Source organism: Paenibacillus tritici (genome assembly GCF_018207515.1).
Lineage (GTDB): Bacteria > Bacillota > Bacilli > Paenibacillales > Paenibacillaceae > Paenibacillus_AQ > Paenibacillus_AQ tritici.
The window spans coordinates 3,864,195-3,880,405 of sequence record NZ_CP073365.1; the positions used below are offsets into that span (position 1 = coordinate 3,864,195).

Annotated in this window: 15 protein-coding genes; 14 read left to right on the forward strand and 1 reads right to left on the reverse strand. The window is 55.9% G+C overall.

Going from position 1 to position 16,211, the window contains the following annotated elements; all coding sequences use genetic code 11:
- The first annotated feature begins 66 nt into the window (after positions 1-66).
- The 5 genes from KDC22_RS16515 (at position 67) to KDC22_RS16535 (ending at position 4,042) form a co-directional block, all read left to right on the forward strand.
- On the forward strand, positions 67-1,437 hold the full coding sequence (locus KDC22_RS16515) for a right-handed parallel beta-helix repeat-containing protein (RefSeq protein ID WP_211719677.1): 1,371 nt from the start codon (positions 67-69) through the stop codon (positions 1,435-1,437).
- Positions 1,434-1,982 carry a nitrous oxide reductase accessory protein NosL gene (locus KDC22_RS16520; RefSeq protein ID WP_211719678.1) on the forward strand — a complete coding sequence of 183 codons (549 nt, stop codon included), beginning with the start codon at positions 1,434-1,436 and terminating at the stop codon, positions 1,980-1,982. Before KDC22_RS16515 ends, KDC22_RS16520 begins: the two co-directional genes overlap by 4 nt.
- Positions 1,983-1,984: 2 nt before the next feature.
- The gene (locus tag KDC22_RS16525; RefSeq protein ID WP_211719679.1) at positions 1,985-2,806 is read left to right on the forward strand and encodes an ABC transporter permease; all 822 of its coding nucleotides are present in this window, start codon (positions 1,985-1,987) and stop codon (positions 2,804-2,806) included.
- The gene (locus tag KDC22_RS16530; protein ID WP_211719680.1) at positions 2,799-3,518 is read left to right on the forward strand and encodes an ABC transporter ATP-binding protein; all 720 of its coding nucleotides are present in this window, start codon (positions 2,799-2,801) and stop codon (positions 3,516-3,518) included. Before KDC22_RS16525 ends, KDC22_RS16530 begins: the two co-directional genes overlap by 8 nt.
- A 65-nt stretch (positions 3,519-3,583) precedes the next feature.
- The gene (locus tag KDC22_RS16535; RefSeq protein WP_246552665.1) at positions 3,584-4,042 is read left to right on the forward strand and encodes a peroxiredoxin family protein; all 459 of its coding nucleotides are present in this window, start codon (positions 3,584-3,586) and stop codon (positions 4,040-4,042) included.
- A gap of 425 nt (positions 4,043-4,467) precedes the next feature.
- Here KDC22_RS16535 and KDC22_RS16540 read toward each other — a convergent pair whose 3' ends face one another.
- Positions 4,468-5,265 carry a class I SAM-dependent methyltransferase gene (locus KDC22_RS16540; RefSeq protein WP_211719682.1) on the reverse strand — a complete coding sequence of 266 codons (798 nt, stop codon included), beginning with the start codon at positions 5,263-5,265 and terminating at the stop codon, positions 4,468-4,470.
- Between the two features lie 258 nt (positions 5,266-5,523).
- Here KDC22_RS16540 and KDC22_RS16545 point away from each other — a divergent pair, with 258 nt between their 5' ends.
- The 9 genes from KDC22_RS16545 (at position 5,524) to KDC22_RS16585 (ending at position 16,096) form a co-directional block, all read left to right on the forward strand.
- Positions 5,524-6,843: an ABC transporter substrate-binding protein gene (locus tag KDC22_RS16545; RefSeq protein ID WP_246552667.1), complete on the forward strand. Its 1,320-nt coding sequence runs from the start codon at positions 5,524-5,526 to the stop codon at positions 6,841-6,843.
- A gap of 133 nt (positions 6,844-6,976) precedes the next feature.
- Entirely contained in the window at positions 6,977-7,858 is an 882-nt protein-coding gene (locus KDC22_RS16550) for a carbohydrate ABC transporter permease (RefSeq protein ID WP_173137424.1), read from the forward strand.
- Positions 7,858-8,676: a carbohydrate ABC transporter permease gene (locus KDC22_RS16555; protein WP_173137422.1), complete on the forward strand. Its 819-nt coding sequence runs from the start codon at positions 7,858-7,860 to the stop codon at positions 8,674-8,676. The genes KDC22_RS16550 and KDC22_RS16555 overlap by 1 nt, the downstream gene beginning before the upstream one ends.
- Positions 8,677-8,694: 18 nt before the next feature.
- Positions 8,695-10,407, forward strand: coding sequence for a glycoside hydrolase family 84 protein (locus KDC22_RS16560; protein ID WP_211719683.1), 1,713 nt, complete (start codon positions 8,695-8,697; stop codon positions 10,405-10,407).
- On the forward strand, positions 10,391-11,920 hold the full coding sequence (locus KDC22_RS16565) for a DUF4127 family protein (RefSeq protein WP_211719684.1): 1,530 nt from the start codon (positions 10,391-10,393) through the stop codon (positions 11,918-11,920). Before KDC22_RS16560 ends, KDC22_RS16565 begins: the two co-directional genes overlap by 17 nt.
- A gap of 42 nt (positions 11,921-11,962) precedes the next feature.
- The gene (locus KDC22_RS16570; RefSeq protein ID WP_211724075.1) at positions 11,963-12,670 is read left to right on the forward strand and encodes an N-acetylmannosamine-6-phosphate 2-epimerase; all 708 of its coding nucleotides are present in this window, start codon (positions 11,963-11,965) and stop codon (positions 12,668-12,670) included.
- Positions 12,657-13,490 (forward strand): MurR/RpiR family transcriptional regulator, encoded by an 834-nt coding sequence (locus KDC22_RS16575; protein ID WP_173137416.1) that lies wholly within the window; start codon positions 12,657-12,659, stop codon positions 13,488-13,490. Before KDC22_RS16570 ends, KDC22_RS16575 begins: the two co-directional genes overlap by 14 nt.
- Positions 13,491-13,572: 82 nt before the next feature.
- Positions 13,573-14,520 carry an ROK family protein gene (locus tag KDC22_RS16580; protein WP_211719685.1) on the forward strand — a complete coding sequence of 316 codons (948 nt, stop codon included), beginning with the start codon at positions 13,573-13,575 and terminating at the stop codon, positions 14,518-14,520.
- Positions 14,513-16,096: an FAD-dependent oxidoreductase gene (locus KDC22_RS16585; RefSeq protein WP_211719686.1), complete on the forward strand. Its 1,584-nt coding sequence runs from the start codon at positions 14,513-14,515 to the stop codon at positions 16,094-16,096. Before KDC22_RS16580 ends, KDC22_RS16585 begins: the two co-directional genes overlap by 8 nt.
- The last annotated feature ends 115 nt before the right edge of the window (positions 16,097-16,211 follow it).

Below are 16,211 nucleotides of genomic sequence, written 5' to 3' on the forward strand. Positions count from 1 at the left end.
TTATACCAGTTTGCTCAGTTGGTAAAGATAGAATGGAGAACAGGCATACACCGAGGGGAGTGAATCATGCCACTACACCAAATCTTCCATCCGTCCGGCTTATCCAAAGCTAGTGTTGTGCTCTTAGCAGGCTTGTTAGCCACATGCTTGTTCTATTGCAGTGGAGCCAAGGCGGAGAGAAGTACAGAAGCAGCGATTCCGCTCCAGCCCATTGTTGATTCGGCCAGGACTGGAGAGAGGATTAGTCTGGAACCCCGAACCTATTCGGGCCCTGTCCGCATTGATAAGAAATTAACCATTGACGGGAACGGCGCGGCAACTCTGCTCAATACCGGCAAGGACGAACCGGCCGCGGTGCTGATCCTGGCCGATGGTGTACAGCTGGAGAATCTGAATATTCAGCAAAATAACGACGGAGAAGCTGCGGCGGTTCGGGTGGAAGCCGACAGGGTGACGTTGCAGGGACTTGTGATTCATTCAGCGGGGTATGGAATTGTACTGCGTGAAGCGGATGGCGGAGTGCTGTCGGGGAACAAGATCCGCTGGTTTATTCCCCCTGGAGAGGCGCCAGGCCTGAGAGGCAACGGGATAGATCTCTATAACTCTCATGGGGCTGAGATCAGAGACAACGACATATCCTATCTGCGGGATGGCATCTATCTGGAGAACAGCCGCAATACGGTGGTCGATCAGAATAAGCTGTCTTATCTGCGGTACGGGGTCCACTGCATGTACATCAACGGCTCTAAGGTCACTAACAACATTGGCGAATATAACATTACCGGCGCCATGGTGATGGGAGTAACCGATGTTGTGGTCTCCGGGAACTCCTTCCGCAAGCAGAGCCGGAATGTCCATTCCCAGGGAATCCTGCTCTACGATGTGCGTAATTCTACCCTTACGAACAATCTGGTAGAAGGCAACCGGGTGGGGATTTATATGCAGCAATCCTCCGATAATGTCCTGCAGCATAATCTGGTCCTCCGGAATTATACCGGCATTCAATTCGAGAATGCAGAGGGCAACCGCTTCCAGCGCAACGGTTTTGTGGCGAATGTCATTGAAGCCCAGGCCACGGGCAGCAGGGACAATGAGATGAACGGGAATTATTGGGATGCGTTCGAAGGACTGGATCTTACCGGCGATGGCATCAGCGATCTGAAGTATGCGATCAATCCCTTTTATCAGCAGCTGGTCACCCGTAATGCAGCTTATCAGCTTTTTTTCCAGTCACCGGGCATGACGTTTCTAAGTGATATGTATACCAGCGGTACAGCGCAGTGGTCAACGGATTCAGCGCCGCTCATGCAGCTTGATGCAGGGGCAGTCACCACGGATCAGGCATCAGGGGGCCAAGGCACAGTAATGGTAGCGGGCTGGCTGTTAATGTTTCTATCCGTAATTACAATAATATATTTGGGGGTACTGAGATTATGAGAAAATGGAGTCTGGTCTTGACGGTAGTCATGAGCCTGCTAATCCTCGCCGCTTGCGGGCAGAAGAAATATGAGCCGGTGGCCATCAACGAAGAAGTGGATATCTGTGTCGTCTGCAATATGCAGGTGAAGGATGATGCATTCGCCACGCAGCTGACCACCAAGGACGGCAAGAATTATAAATTTGATGATATCGGCTGTATGAATGAATGGAAGACAACCAACGGGACCGATCAGATCGGTATGGATTATGTCCGCGACTATAACGACAAGTCCTGGGTTGAATTCAGCAAAGCCAGTTATGTTTATGACGAGACTCTGCGTACGCCCATGGCCTATGGGGTTGTCAGCTTCAAGGATCAAGCGGCAGCCGAAGCCTTCGTGAAGGAGCAAGGGCTTGGAACCGTGCTGAGCGCCGAAGAGCTGGCTTCCCATGAATGGAAGCAGAATAAGGATATGATGAACATGGACATGCCTGGCGGAGAAGATCATATGAAGGAGCATAGCTCGGAGGAAGGTACTTCGTCAGAAGAGATGGATATGTAAGCATGGCAGACATTCTGCAAATCGCCCGCAGAGAGCTGAAAATGGGCTTCCGCAACCCGTGGGCGTATTCCTTCCTGGCCTTATTCTGCACCTTCAGTCTCAGTCTGCTGCTGATTAATGCCAATAATGTGGTGGAAGGTTATACTGCCGTCACGGGTTCCATGCTGAGCCTGATTCTGTATCTTTTGCCGTTGATGACGTTATTCCTGGGTTCCTTCTCGCTGACCTCGGAACAGGAGGACGGCAGCTGGCAGCTCTTATCCACGTATCCCATTGGAACATTATCGTTTGTGCTGGGCAAATATACGGGGCTGGCCGCCGTATTGTTAGTTATTGTAGCGTTTGGTTATGGACTCATGGGTCTGGTCAGCGGATTTCTTGGCACGGCGTTTGATTCCGGCACTTATTTTCTCTTCTTGGCCTTCTCGGCGGGACTGGTTTTGCTGTTCTTGACGATCGCCCTGCTCATCGGCTCCCTCTCCCAGAGCCGCTGGCAAGCCCTGACCGTCTCCGTTGCGGTATGGTTCTTCGCCGTAATCGGCTGGCCGACCTTTCTGATTGCAGGCTTGGGGCTGCTGCCCTATCTCTGGATCAAGCCGCTGCTGATTGCGCTCACGATTCTTAACCCGGCAGAGCTTGTGCGCCTGTTCGTTGTCGTTAAGCTGGGCGGGGGTTCTGTCCTGGGGCCGGAATATTATCAGTGGGTGGAGTGGATTAGCCGTCCGGGCGGCAGTCTGTTATTTATCGCGGTCTGTCTAGTCTGGATACTGCTGTCAATCCTGTCGGTGTATTGGATCTGGGAGAGGGGGCGTTCCCGTGGATAACCCGCTGGTTCAGGTACGAGAGATCTCCAAGCGGATCAAAAAACAAACGTTGGTCGAAGAGATCAGCTTCCAAATTCCCGGAGGCAGCATTCTTGCCCTCTGCGGAGGGAATGGCGCAGGCAAAAGCACCGTTCTGCGGATGGTGGCCGGAATCCTGCAGCCGACTTCAGGCGAAATATCCGTGAGCGGACTGCACTGGAACACATCACGCAAGCTCTACTCGCAGCAAATTGGCTATATGCCGGATGACTATCAATTCAGCCATGGATTGTCTGCCGAAGAGATGCTGACCTTCTGGGCAGCGCTGCGCAAAATTCCCGGGCGCAAAAACAGGGTAGAGGAAGTCCTTACCCTGGTTGGCCTTGCAGATAAACGCAACAGCCTGGTGAACACCTTCTCCAAAGGGATGCGCCAGCGGGTCCTGTTCGCTCAAGCGCTGCTCGGCAAACCGCCGCTGCTGATTATGGACGAGCCGACCAACGGGCTGGACCCGTTCTGGATGAATGAATTTGTGAAGCTGCTTCAAGGCATTAAGGAGGAGGGGCATACGGTTATTTTCTCAACCCATCAACTGGAGATTGCGGACCGGGTCGCGGATCAGATTGTATTTCTTAACCAGGGCAAACATGTGGGATCAGGCCCAACCGAAGAGATCCGTGCAGAGTTCGGTTCTCTGTATGCTGCCTTCAACCACAGTCTGGGGCTGGGATGAAGCTCCGCCGGATCGTTGCCCTGCTGGTAATTGCCATAGCGACTATAGCTGTAATATGGGTATACATGGATCATTCCAGCCGCACTCCGTCCGGAAGATTGGCGGCGGGGGCTCCGGCTCCTGATTTTGAAGCGGTCACCTGGAAGGGGGAGAAGGTGCGTCTGAGTGATTACAAGGGCAGAGTCGTGCTGCTTAACTTCTGGGCTACCTGGTGCAAGCCCTGTATGCAGGAAATGCCGCTGTTAAATGAAATTCATGAGTCCTTAGAGACTCAAACTGCGACCTTGTTCATTAATGCAGGAGAATCCAAAGGCACGGTATCCGAGTATATGGAGCAGCAGCACTTCTCATTCCCTGTAATCATTGATGTCACCGGCAAAATATCGGCTTCGTACGGGGTTGCTGCACTGCCGTCCACCTATATCATCAATACAGAAGGTGATATCCAGAAGATCGTGCTCGGTGAGATCGCAGACTTCAAGGAGCTGCAGCAATGGCTTGTAGAGGCCGGTGCAGCTAAGTAACTTATGTTATTCCCCCAACCTCCGCAGCGGCCGCCCGGGGGTTGGCTTAGCGTTTGGGTTGGGGCTGCGGCTGCGGGTGCTGCCGGGAAGAAGCCGCCACGTAGGCGGATCACACCAACGAAGCGGCTTCCGGGGCTGGCTGGTTCGGCTATGGCCGGGTTTAAGTGGATTAACTACACTTGCTCATGATCAGAAGCGTCTTCGACAGGAAACAGTTGGAAAAATAGCACTTAATAGGCGGAAAATGGAGCAGAGTAGAGGGAATGCACGGAATTAAATGACGTTTATCCAACTAATACCCTCAGACTCTCCAAAACACCCAAATTAAGATACGTTTTTCCAACTACTTCTGCTGTGTGGATGCCCTGGATGCTCCTCCTTGACCGTTACTCTTTACACCCTTCAGCCTGAGATAGTCTTGAATTTTAGGACTCCGCTAGATTCATTGCCTCGGCTATGAATAACGTAGCTATATAATGTCTATGGAGGATTCCGCCGTTCCGATCTATGATCTCATGCAGCTTGGAGCTTAGTTCATTCTTCTCTGCTTCGGGAAGCCCGATGAATCCGTTGCTGGTCCGGAGGAAATTAATGAAGCTCTCCGCATTATCCCGGCTCTCCCAGGGATAGCTGTATACCTCCGTTTTTCCGAACTCATCCCTGGCTGACAGCTCTGACTTTGTTCTATCTACTCTCCGTTTGATTTCTTCCAGCTTATTGAACCAGGAGACCTCATATTGTGCGCAGACCTCAGCAATCTGCTGCTCCATATTACTCTCCCCTTGCAAATAGAAATTCCAGAAGAGCGCCAGTCTTCCTCCGGGCTTAAGCAGCCGCCCGCATTTCGCATAGCCTTCCGGCTGCGGCACCCAATGAAAGGCCTGGGCAGAGAAGATCAGGTCGAAATCCTTCTCCGGCCCGGACCAGTGCTCAAATCTTGAGGTTACAAATCGTACGTTCTTCTCCTTATGCTTCTGTCTTCCCAATTCCGCCAATTGCGGGCCCGGTTCAATACATAGCAGCTCATACCCCCGGTTCAGGAACAGCTCCGAGGCCTTGCCGCTGCCCGCCCCAATCTCAAGGATTCTGGATTCCGCAGTCAGCGAAGCCTCTTGCACGACCTGCTCAATGAGGGTGGATGGATAACTGGGCCTATACTTGTCATAGTATTCAGCCACTTCATTGAAACGTTCGCTTTCCTTGAGCCAGTCTTTGTTCACCATTCGATTCACTCCCTATCCTTGGATAATGCTATTTACGCCCTCGCTTGTGCATGGTTTCACATTGTAGGAAGAATGATTCACTCCCCGGGTGATTTCGTCCGAAAAAAGAAAAAATATTTCTTTTTTAAATTAATTTTAGAAAAAACGATCCATTATAATCCAAAATCTGCTATACTCATGGAAAGAGGGAGCATAAGTCAGGAAACCTGACACGGGATTAAGCGCTCATCTTACACTAATACTGAGGGGGAATGTTGTGTGGGAACCAACAGAAAGGGCTTCACGGTATCATTACTGCTGACCATGTCATTATTGCTTGCGGCTTGCGGAGGGAATGGCAATACGAAGGGCACCCCTGCAGGAAGCACCGGAGAGGCTGGCACTGGAGCCGGGGCAACACCTGCTGCGGAGCCGGTTAAGCTGGAGTTCTGGACGATTGCACTTCAACCGACGTTCAACGACTATTTCAATGAACTGATCACCAAGTATGAGGGCAGCCATCCCGGGGTAACCGTGGAGTGGAAGGACTATCCTTATGATGCGATCTCGCAGCGTCTGCTCACCAGCACGGCCAGCGGCAAGAGCCCCGATGTAGTGAATCTTAACACCGAATTCGCCAGTCAATTAGGCAGTAAGGGTGCGCTGCTGAATCTGAACGAATATCTGACGGACGATCAAGCGAAGAGTTACTTTGACGGCATTTATAATTCTACTGTGTTGGACAGCAAAGCTTATGCGCTTCCCTGGTATACAGGCACTGAAGTGCTGTTCATGAATAAAAAGCTGGTGGAGAAGGCCGGACTCGATCCTGCCAGCCCGCCGCAGACCCGCGACGAGCTGGTGGAATGGGCCCGTCAGGTTCACGAGAAGACCGGTGCCGCGGGTTATGCGCAGCAGCTCGTCTCCAAGCTGTTCCCGATCGACGGCATCCCGATTCTGAATGAGGAAAAGACGGCAGCGGCCTTCAACACGCCGGAAGCCGAGGCCATGATCGCCCAGATGCGCGATCTGATGAAGGAAGGCGTGGTGCTGAAGGAGGATGCGGATTTCAGCAAGCAGATCCAGTATTTCTCCGGGGAGCAGGTAGCCTTCCAGCTGTCGGGTCCAACCTTCATCAACTTCATCAAGACCTCCGCGCCGGATGTCTACAAGAATACGATTGCCGTACCGCTGCCAACCGGCAAAGCTAACCTGCGCCTCTCCAATTCAATGAATCTGGTGGTGCCGCAGAAGTCGAAGAACCCGGAGCAGGCGGTGGAATTCGCCGCCTTCATTACGAATAGCGAGAACCAGACGGCCTTCTCCAAGGTCGCCAACACACTGCCTTCAAGCCGGGCTTCGATTGAAGATCCGTTCTTCACAGACTCCGACGGCTCACTCGAAGCCGAAGCCAAAGTCGCTTCCTCACAGAGTCTGGACAAAGCTACGGATTACATGGTTGGCGTACCGAGTGCCGGGGATATCAACTCTGCGCTGGCACGGGGGCTACAGGAAATTCTGATGAACGATGCGGATATCAAGGAAACGCTGAACAAGGTGGAGAAGGAAGTCAATAATATCATCAGTCAGGGTTCCTAGACTGTTGAGGTACAGCTTGATGATGGGGAATCCCCCCAATTTACATGTTTGTGCCCCCGCAAAGCACCTGAGTAAACCTCTAAGCTAAAGCCTTACTTTGCGGGGTTATTTGAAGGAGAAGGAGGCGTGGCGGGTGTACAAGAGGATTCGATCCGAATCTTTTACCGCGTGGGCGTTTATGGCACCAGGTCTGCTGTTCTTGGCGGTGTTTACCTTTTGGCCGATTATTTACGGGATTCCGCTATCATTAACCGATTATTCTGTCATTGCAGAGACGCGTTACGTGGGTCTGGATAACTTCACCCGGGCCTTCCAGGATCACAATTTCCTGATTTCGCTGTGGAATTCACTGGTGTATGTGCTGATTGTGCCGGTGATCCAGATTCTGGCGATTCTAATGGCGATTCTGGTCAACAGCCGGATTCCGGGCATCAAAATGTTCCGGGCCGCCTACTATATACCGGTCGTAACCTCGATGGTTGCGGTAGCGCTGATCTGGAGCTGGCTCCTGGGCAATAACGGCGTTGTCAATTATCTGCTGCTGAAGGCGGGGATTCTCAGCGAGCAGGTCTCCTGGCTCTCCACGAGCAGCACAGCGCTGTATGTTCTGATGTTCATTACGATGTGGAAGGGTCTCGGCTATTACATGATGCTCTATCTGGCAGGGCTGCAGGGTATTCCGGCGGATCTGTATGAGGCTGCGCGCGTGGACGGGGCGGGTCCGCTACGGCTGATTGTACATGTGACGCTTCCGCTGCTGCGTCCGCATATTCTTTTCTGCACCCTGATTTCGGTCATGGGGGCGATCCGCGTGTTCGACGAGGTCTACATTCTGACCAAGGGCGGGCCGGGGACCTCTACACTGACCTCAAGCGTTTATATTTTTCAAAAAGGGCTGGAGCAGTTCAATTTCGGCTATGCCTCGGCGCTCGGGCTGATCGTCAGTGTCCTGGTAGGAGCGCTTAGTGTACTGGTATTCCGGCTCAACCGGAAAGGCGGGGTGAATAGCTATTGATGCCGCGTAGCTTGCGTTATCTGATTACCTATATTCTGCTGATTCTGCTTGCTCTGTTCATGATGGGGCCCTTCCTGTGGCTGCTGAGCGTGTCGCTGATGCCGGGGCGCAATGTGTTTGCGAACCCGCCGGCCATTCTGCCCACCTTCATCGCTTTCGATAATTATGTGCAGGTGTGGAACTTCATGAATTTCCCGCGTTATATTATGAACACGGTGGTCATTACGCTGCTTGGGGTAGCCTTCAATATCCTGCTGTCCTGCCTGACAGCGTATCCGCTCGCGGCTTTCCGCTTCAAGGGGCGGAACCTGATCTTCACGCTGCTGATCTCGACCATGATTATTCCGTCGGCGACCGCAATGATCGTACATTATCTGACCATTCAGTCCTTTCATCTGGGCAATACGTTCCTTGGCGTTGTCCTTCCGGCTGCGGTGTCGGTGTTCAATATTTTTCTGATGCGGCAGACGTTCCTGGGCATCCCTGCAGACATCCGCGATTCGGGCAAAATGGACGGGGCCTCCGAGCTGCGCATCTTCATTCAGCTCGTTATGCCGCTCGTCAAACCGGGGATTGCCGTCATCGGCCTGCTTGAGGTGATGGCGTTCTGGAACAATTTCCTGTGGCCGATTGTAGTGCTGGATGATCCGCAGAAGTATCCGCTGGCGGCGGCACTTACGTATCTGAACGGGCAATTCTCTTACAACTTCGGCTGGATAGCCGCTGGTACCATGATCTCGGTGCTGCCGATTATCACCGTGTTCCTGTTCACGCAGAAGTATTATATGGAAGGTATTGCGGGTGCAATTAAAGGGTAACTAAGGAGGCATTATTCAATGGGAATTTCGTTACGGGACTGCCAGTATTTGTTCCGCGATTATTATGCCGGTGGAGAAGAGCTTGTACTGGAAGGTCCGCAGCTGCGCTGTGAGCTGGCCTCACGGTATGCCATGAATCAGGATGTACAGGGTCTGCTGGACGATGGCGGAGGAATACAGATTCTGAAGCCGGCCGGTCCGGGCGTAGCCACTGCCGACAAGGGCAATGCTGAGCTGATGCTGGAGTACGATGGCTCGCTGGCTGCGGATGGCTACCGGCTGGTGATCGGCAAGGACGCGAAGCTTGTGGTGGCTGCTTCAAGCCGCCGGGGGCTGAAATATGGGCTGGATGCGCTGAAGCAGCTGCTCACCATCGAGGGGGACTGCTGCCGGCTGCCGGTGGTTACGGTGGAGGATGAGCCCTCTTTTCCGGTGCGGGGAATTATAGAAGGGTTCTATGGAACACCGTGGAGCTTCGCGGACCGCATGGATGCGGTCAGGTATATGGGCGGGCACCGCATGAACGCCTTCATGTACGCGCCGAAGGATGATCCTTATCACCGGGAGCTGTGGCGTGAGCCTTATCCGGACGACATCTTCGCCGGGATTCATGAGCTGAAGCAAGAATGCGACAAGCATCTGGTGGATTTCTACTATTGTATCAGTCCCGGTAACGATCTGGAATTCCGCAGCAAGGAGGACTTCTCCAGGCTGGAAGAGAAGCTGGCTGCGATGATCGCGGTCGGAGTACGGCATTTCGCGCTGCTGATGGATGACATTGATTATGTGCTTACGGGCGACAACAGGCAGTTTCTGGAACGCTCCGGGGCCGCCCATGCTTATGTGACGAACCGGGTCTACGATTATCTGGCCGCATGTCTGCCACACTTCACCCTGGCGATGTGTCCCTCGGAATACTGGTCGTATTGGAACACGGAGTATAAGAAGGATATCAGGGAGCAGCTTCATTCGAATGTAAAAGTATTCTGGACCGGCTACTTCGTATTCGCCCCGGAGATCGGCCGGAAGCATGCGGAGGATAACCGCAGCTATTACGGGCATGAGCTATGGCTATGGGACAATGTTCCGGTGAATGACTGCGACAAGGACCGGCTGTTCCTCGATCCGGTGCGCGGCCGCAGCTCCCGGCTCGGGCAGTACGGGCATACGGCGGTCGTCGCCAATCCGATGAACCAATGGGAATGCTCCAAGATCACACTCACAACAATGTCCCATTATATGTGGAACAGTGAGCGGTACATGCCTGAGCTGTCCTGGGAGCTGTCCGTCCGTGAATTCGCTGGAGAGCTGGCGGACGAGATGATGTTCTTCTGCCAGCAGAATCTGAACAGCCGCCTGTATTCCGGCGGGTACCCGGAGCTGGACGATGCGCTTGCCCGCCGGGACTTCGCGTGGCTGGATAGCTATTTCAGCCGGCTGGAGCAGGCTGCTGAACGGCTTGGCGGGCTAAGTAACGCCAAGTTCGCCGAAGAAGCGGGGCCCTGGCTGCGCCGGGCAACGGCGGATGCCGCGCTGTGGCAGGCTATCCGCAGACAACTGGCGAAGCCGCGGCAGCCGAAGGCCCGGGAAGAAGTACTTCAATGCCTAGCAACCTGCCGGAGCTATGGCGTCCGTCTGGGCAGTGATCCGGCCATACGTGCGGCTGAAGCACTGGGCGTGAAGCTCCCGGAGGAGCTGAAGAAGGAGGATGCGCATGACGAAGCACAGTAAGCTGATCTTCATCCCGCTGGACGAGCGGCCCTGCAATTATGAGTTCCCTTATTTGCTGGCCAAGGAGACGGAATACATTATGGAGCGTCCCCCGGGGGAGTTGATGGGGCTGAAGAAGCGACCGGGTGATGTGGAGCAGCTGTGGTCCTGGTTCGAGGCTGCCTGCGCAGGTGCAGACGGAGCAGTGGTCGCTCTTGATACGCTGCTCTATGGAGGCATTATTCCCTCGCGGCTGCACGGGCTGGAGCCCGCAGAGCTGACCGGACGCCTGGAGCGGCTGCGGGGGATCAAGCAGCGTCACCCGCAGCTGAAGCTGTATGCGTTCCAGCTGATTATGCGCTGTCCGCAGTATTCCCTGTCGGACGAGGAGCCGGACTATTATGCGGACTGGGGCCGGGAGATCTTCCGCAAGGGCTTCATCCAGCACCGGCTGGAGCTGGGGATTGCTACCGACGAGGAGATCCGCGAGCTGGCTGAGATTGATCTTCGTCTGCCGTCCGGGGTGCTGGAGGATTATCTCGGCCGCAGAGCGGTCAATATTGAGGCGAACAAGCTGGCGCTGGAGCTGGTCCATGACGGGATCATTGACTTCATGATTGTTCCGCAGGATGATTCGGCACCGTACGGGCATACGGCCAAGGATCAGGAGAAGGTACGGGCCCGAATCACTGCGCTTGATCTGGAGCTTAAGGTCTATATGTATCCCGGCGCCGACGAGGTAGGCTGCACTCTTCTCGCCCGGATGATGAATAAAGCCGCCGGACGGATGCCGCTGGTGTATCCGCGCTTGTCATCCATCCAAGGAGCGTTTGTTACCCCGCTGTTCGAGGACCGGTTCTTCTACGAGACGCTGAAATATCAGATTCTGGCCGCAGGCGGACTGATCGCGTCGAGCGCTGCGGAAGCGGATCTGGTGCTGCTGGTCAGCACACCGGGGGAGACGATGGAGGAGGCGGTGTCGCAGAAGCACGCTTTTCACAGCTATGATGTATACCGGAACCTGATGGAGCTGGTAGAATATGGGGACTACATGCTGCGGAGCAAGAAGATCCCGGTCGCTGTTGCGGACGTCGGATATGCCAATGGCGGTGATCAGAAGCTGGTCAAAATGCTGCGGCAGACCAACCTGCTGTTCGACCTCGCCGGATACGCCGGCTGGAACACCAGCTCCAACTCGCTCGGCACCGTCATCTCACAAGCGATGATCTATCTGCTCTACGGGCGTACACAGGCGCATCTGGATTTCCTGGCTCTGCGGTATGCCGAAGATGTGTGCTATTGTTCGGTCGTGCGGGGAGAACTGAGCGAAGGCCCGGTGCAGGAGATGGGCTACGGCAAATATAAGCTGGATGGGCCGCGCGGCCGCGTGGCCGCCCGTGTGCAGGAACGGCTGGGCGAAGAGCTGGCTGTCCGGATTGACAGTCCGGCCGGAAGTGTGCAGATTACCGATTGCTATATGCCCTGGAACCGCATGTTCGAGGTGGGCTTGTCTGTGCGGTTTCTGCGCTCTTAAGGCGGGCTTGTCTATTAGAATATAAGAGAGTGGGTGGGGACCCTGAGCAAAAATATACTGGAAAGCTTGCATCTGGGGCTGATTGTCTCCTGCCAGGCGCTGCCTGACGAACCGCTGCACGGGCCTGAGATTATGGCCCGCATGGCGCTGGCGGCAGAGGAAGGCGGGGCTGTCGGCATCCGGGCGAACGGGGCGGCGGATGTCCGGGCGATCAAGCAGGCGGTCGCGCTGCCGGTTATTGGCATCGTGAAGCGCAATTACCCGGATTCTGCCGTCTATATCACCCCGACGCTGCGGGAGATTGAGGAGCTGCTGGAGGCGGGGGCGGATATGATCGCCTTTGATGCGACCCGCCTGAGCAGGCCCGGGAATTGTACGCTGGAGCAAATCATAGATTTGCTGAACGCAAGCCCGGCTGCTTCCATGGCAGATATCTCGACTCTGGAGGAGGCGCTATACGCAGAGTCGCTGGGGGTCAGCTGCGTCTCGACTACACTGTCGGGATATACGCCCTATTCCCGGCAGCAGGAAGGGCCGAACCTGGAGCTGCTGGGGCAGGCTGCACAGCGCCTGAAGATTCCAGTCATAGCTGAAGGACGGATCAGCCAGCCTGCACAGGTGGAAGCGGCGCTGAACCTGGGGGCTTATGCAGTTGTAGTAGGCTCGGCAATCACCAGGCCGCAGCTCATTACCCGGCAGTTCGCAGCAGCCGCGAGAAAAGTGAGGATGAATGACAATGGAAATGAATGACCGAATTAACACGTATTATCCTTCCATGACCAAATCGGAACAGAAGGTAGCCAGATGTGTGCTGGAGCATCCGGACAATCTGATCTATCTGTCTGTGACGGAGCTGGCCGACTTTGCCGGAACGGGCGAGACTACGGTGATGCGCTTCTGCCGCAAAATCGGCTTCAAGGGCTACCAGGATTTCAAGCTGGTGCTTGCCCAAGGCCTGCCGAAGCGGCAGGTCGCGCAGGATGGCGAGCAGGGGGCAGAAGAGGGGGATTATGCAGATCATCTGTATGCCTCGATGGTAGGAGTCCTGCACTCCAGCCTGGGGATGCTGGACCGGGAGCAATTGCAGCAGGCGGTAGACGCTCTGGATCAGGCCCGGTATGTCCAGTTCTTTGGCGTGGGTTCTTCGGGCATCACGGCACTGGACGCCAAGAACCGCTTCCTGCGCATCGGGCGGCGGGTGGAAGCCAATTCCGACAGCCATATCCAGTCGATGATGGCTGTGACGATGGGGGCGGGCGATGTCGCTTTTGGCATCAGCGTCTCCGGCAGCACGCTGGATACGAATGACATGCTGATGAAGGCCAAGCAGAACGGGGCCAAGGTAATTGCCATGACCAACTACGCCAAGTCCCCGATTGCTTCCATTGCCGACATCGTGCTGCTGACGGCCGGGAAGGAATCGCCGCTGGAGGGCGGCTCCGTAGGGGCCAAGATCTCCCAGTTATTCATTATTGACCTGCTCTGCCAGGGGCTGGAGCACCTGAATGGCGAGGAGTCCAAGAAGATGAAGGAATTGACAGCCAGAGCGGTCATTGACCGGATCTACTAAAATTAAAGACTCGTTAGGTTCCACAGGATAAAGCAAGCTTCTATTACTATACGATACTGTGGCGGAAGTGGAGGCGTTTCGAATGCGGCAAGTGATAGGCGTGGACATCGGGGGAACAGGCATCAAGGGGCTTGTAGTCGATGAAAGCGGCACGGTACTGGCCGAGGCCGTTCGCGATACGGAGGCCCGGCTGGGCCGGGAGGCCATTCTCGGCCAGCTTCAAGGACTGGTGGAGGAATTGTTAACAGGCCATCCGGCAGTAGAAGCGCTGGGCATTGCCTCAGCGGGCAGGATCAATATGAATTCCGGCGAGGTGGTCTACGCCACCGATAACCTGCCCGGCTGGCAGGGGATGCAGCTCACGCACTGGGCTATGGCCGAGTTCGGACTGCCTGCGGCGGCCGATAACGATGCCAACGCCGCACTGCTTGGCGAGGCGTGGCTGGGGGCCGGACGCGGCAAGCCAAGTCTGGTCATGCTGACTCTGGGGACCGGGGTCGGCGGGGCCAACCTGGCGGATGGACAGCTGCTGCGCGGAGCGAGCTGGAGCGGCGGGGACTGGGGGCACAGCGTGCTTGTGCCCGGCGGCCGCCCCTGCAATTGCGGGAAGCAGGGCTGCGCGGAGCAATATGTGTCCGGCAATGCGCTGCTGCGGCTGGCCTTCGAGCAGACCGGCCGGCCCTATAGGCACGGCCGGGAGATTATGGCGGCTGCGGGTATAGGCGATACAGCGGCGCTGGCTGTTCTGGAGCGCTTTACAGCCGATCTGGCGCTGGTGATTGGCAATATCGCTGCCTCGGTCGATCCCGAATGGATCATTATCGGCGGCGGCGTCATTCAGACCCGCGCCGTATGGTGGCCGATGCTGGCCGGGAAGCTGGGCAGCGGGTTAGCCGGAAGGGTTGCGGCAGCTGAACTGGGTAACCGGGCAGGCTGCTTCGGCGCGGCCCGGCTGGCACTGGAACGGCTAGGCCGGGACAGCAGCGGATCATCTTACGTCAGCGACAAGGAGGAGATAGAGTATGGCTAGCCAACAGGAGAAACGTTCGGATGTAGTAATTATCGGCGGTGGCCTTGGCGGGGTGGCGGCAGCACTGGCCGCAGCCAAGGCCGGGCAGCGGGTTATTGTGACAGAAGAGACGGATTGGCTGGGAGGGCAATTGACCTCGCAGGCAGTTCCGCCGGATGAACACCGCTGGATTGAGCAATCGGGCAGCACTGCATCTTACCGTGAATTTCGCAGCAGGGTCAGGGACTATTACAGACGGAATTACCCGCTTACGGAAGCCGCCAACAGCAATCCGATCCTGAATCCCGGCAACGGCTGGGTCAGCCGGCTCGCGCATGAACCGAAGGTGGCGCTGGCCGTCTTGCAGGAGATGCTGGCTCCGTATGTGAACACCGGGCGGATCGAGGTGCTCTACCATATGGTGCCCGTCGCTGCCGATACCGAAGGGGACCTGGTGACCGGGGTCACCGTCCAGGGTCCGGGCGGAGCGCGGATCAAGCTGCGCGGCACCTATTATCTGGATGCTACGGAATGCGGCGATCTGCTGCCGCTGGCCGGGGTAGAGCATGTCAGCGGCGCCGAGTCCCGCAGCGAGACGGGAGAGCCGCATGCGCTGGAGGAAGCAGACCCGCTCGATATGCAGTCGATTACCCATGTGGCAGCAGTAGACTATATTCCCGGAGGGGATTATACCATCCCCCGTCCAAGGGATTATGATTACTGGCGCGGGTATGTCCCTTCGTTCTCGAAGTATCCAATCTTAAGCTGGTTCGCTTCCGATGCTGACGATACGACTAAGCTGAAGCAGTTCACGATGTTCCCGAATGAGCAGGGCATTGTCTCCCTGTGGGATTACCGGAGGATCGTAGACCCGGCCATCTGGACCGAGCCGCTGAATGACGGCGAAGTTACGCTGCTGAACTGGGCGCTGAACGATTATTATGCCGGTCCGCTCATCGGCGTGCCGCCGGAGGAGCGGGAACGGCACTTGGAGGGGGCCAGACAGCTGACCCTCTCGCTCGTGTATTGGCTTCAGACAGAGGCTCCCCGCCTGGACGGCGGGCAGGGTTATCCGGGGGTACGGCTGCGCGGAGATGTGCTCGGTACAGAGGACGGCCTGGCCAAAGCCCCGTATATCCGGGAATCGCGGCGCATCAGGGGACTGTATACCGTTGCCGAGCAGGATGTGAGCAAGGAGCTGCGCGGGGCGGCGGGACCGCGCCGTTATGAGGACAGCGTAGGGGTAGGCAGCTATCATCTGGATCTTCACCCTACAACGGTGAGCCAGCGAACCTTCTATATCCCGAATCATCCTTATGAGATCCCGCTCGGCGCCTTGATCCCGGTGCGGGTCAAGAACCTGCTCCCGGCCTGCAAAAATATCTCCATGACCCAAATCGCCAACGGCTGCTACCGGCTGCATCCCACGGAATGGAATATTGGCGAAGCAGCCGGTACTCTAGCGGCTTATGCCATCAGGCAGCAAGTGGAACCGGCAGCGGTAAGAGAATCGGCGGCGCATCTTCAGGCTTATCAGGAGCAGCTGATGGCACTCGGGGTCCAGCTGCACTGGACCGAGGAGGAGCTGGAGGCTTGATCGGATCATCCCCGGCAAGCCAGCCCGGCTCAACCGGCTATAATCTCAAATCCAAGGTAGGGTGCCCCGTCAGCGGGGTGCCTTATTTGCTATTGTTATCTTGGTTGAAGGGTTC

Coding starts and splice junctions, on each gene's coding strand:
- KDC22_RS16575 (WP_173137416.1), top strand. CDS start 12,657: ATGGAAATGAATGACCGAATTAACACGTATTATCCTTCCATGACCAAA.
- KDC22_RS16580 (WP_211719685.1), top strand. CDS start 13,573: ATGCGGCAAGTGATAGGCGTGGACATCGGGGGAACAGGCATCAAGGGG.
- KDC22_RS16535 (WP_246552665.1), top strand. CDS start 3,584: ATGGATCATTCCAGCCGCACTCCGTCCGGAAGATTGGCGGCGGGGGCT.
- KDC22_RS16525 (WP_211719679.1), top strand. CDS start 1,985: ATGGCAGACATTCTGCAAATCGCCCGCAGAGAGCTGAAAATGGGCTTC.
- KDC22_RS16520 (WP_211719678.1), top strand. CDS start 1,434: ATGAGAAAATGGAGTCTGGTCTTGACGGTAGTCATGAGCCTGCTAATC.
- KDC22_RS16585 (WP_211719686.1), top strand. CDS start 14,513: ATGGCTAGCCAACAGGAGAAACGTTCGGATGTAGTAATTATCGGCGGT.
- KDC22_RS16515 (WP_211719677.1), top strand. CDS start 67: ATGCCACTACACCAAATCTTCCATCCGTCCGGCTTATCCAAAGCTAGT.
- KDC22_RS16565 (WP_211719684.1), top strand. CDS start 10,391: ATGACGAAGCACAGTAAGCTGATCTTCATCCCGCTGGACGAGCGGCCC.
- KDC22_RS16555 (WP_173137422.1), top strand. CDS start 7,858: ATGCCGCGTAGCTTGCGTTATCTGATTACCTATATTCTGCTGATTCTG.
- KDC22_RS16560 (WP_211719683.1), top strand. CDS start 8,695: ATGGGAATTTCGTTACGGGACTGCCAGTATTTGTTCCGCGATTATTAT.
- KDC22_RS16540 (WP_211719682.1), bottom strand. CDS start 5,265: ATGGTGAACAAAGACTGGCTCAAGGAAAGCGAACGTTTCAATGAAGTG.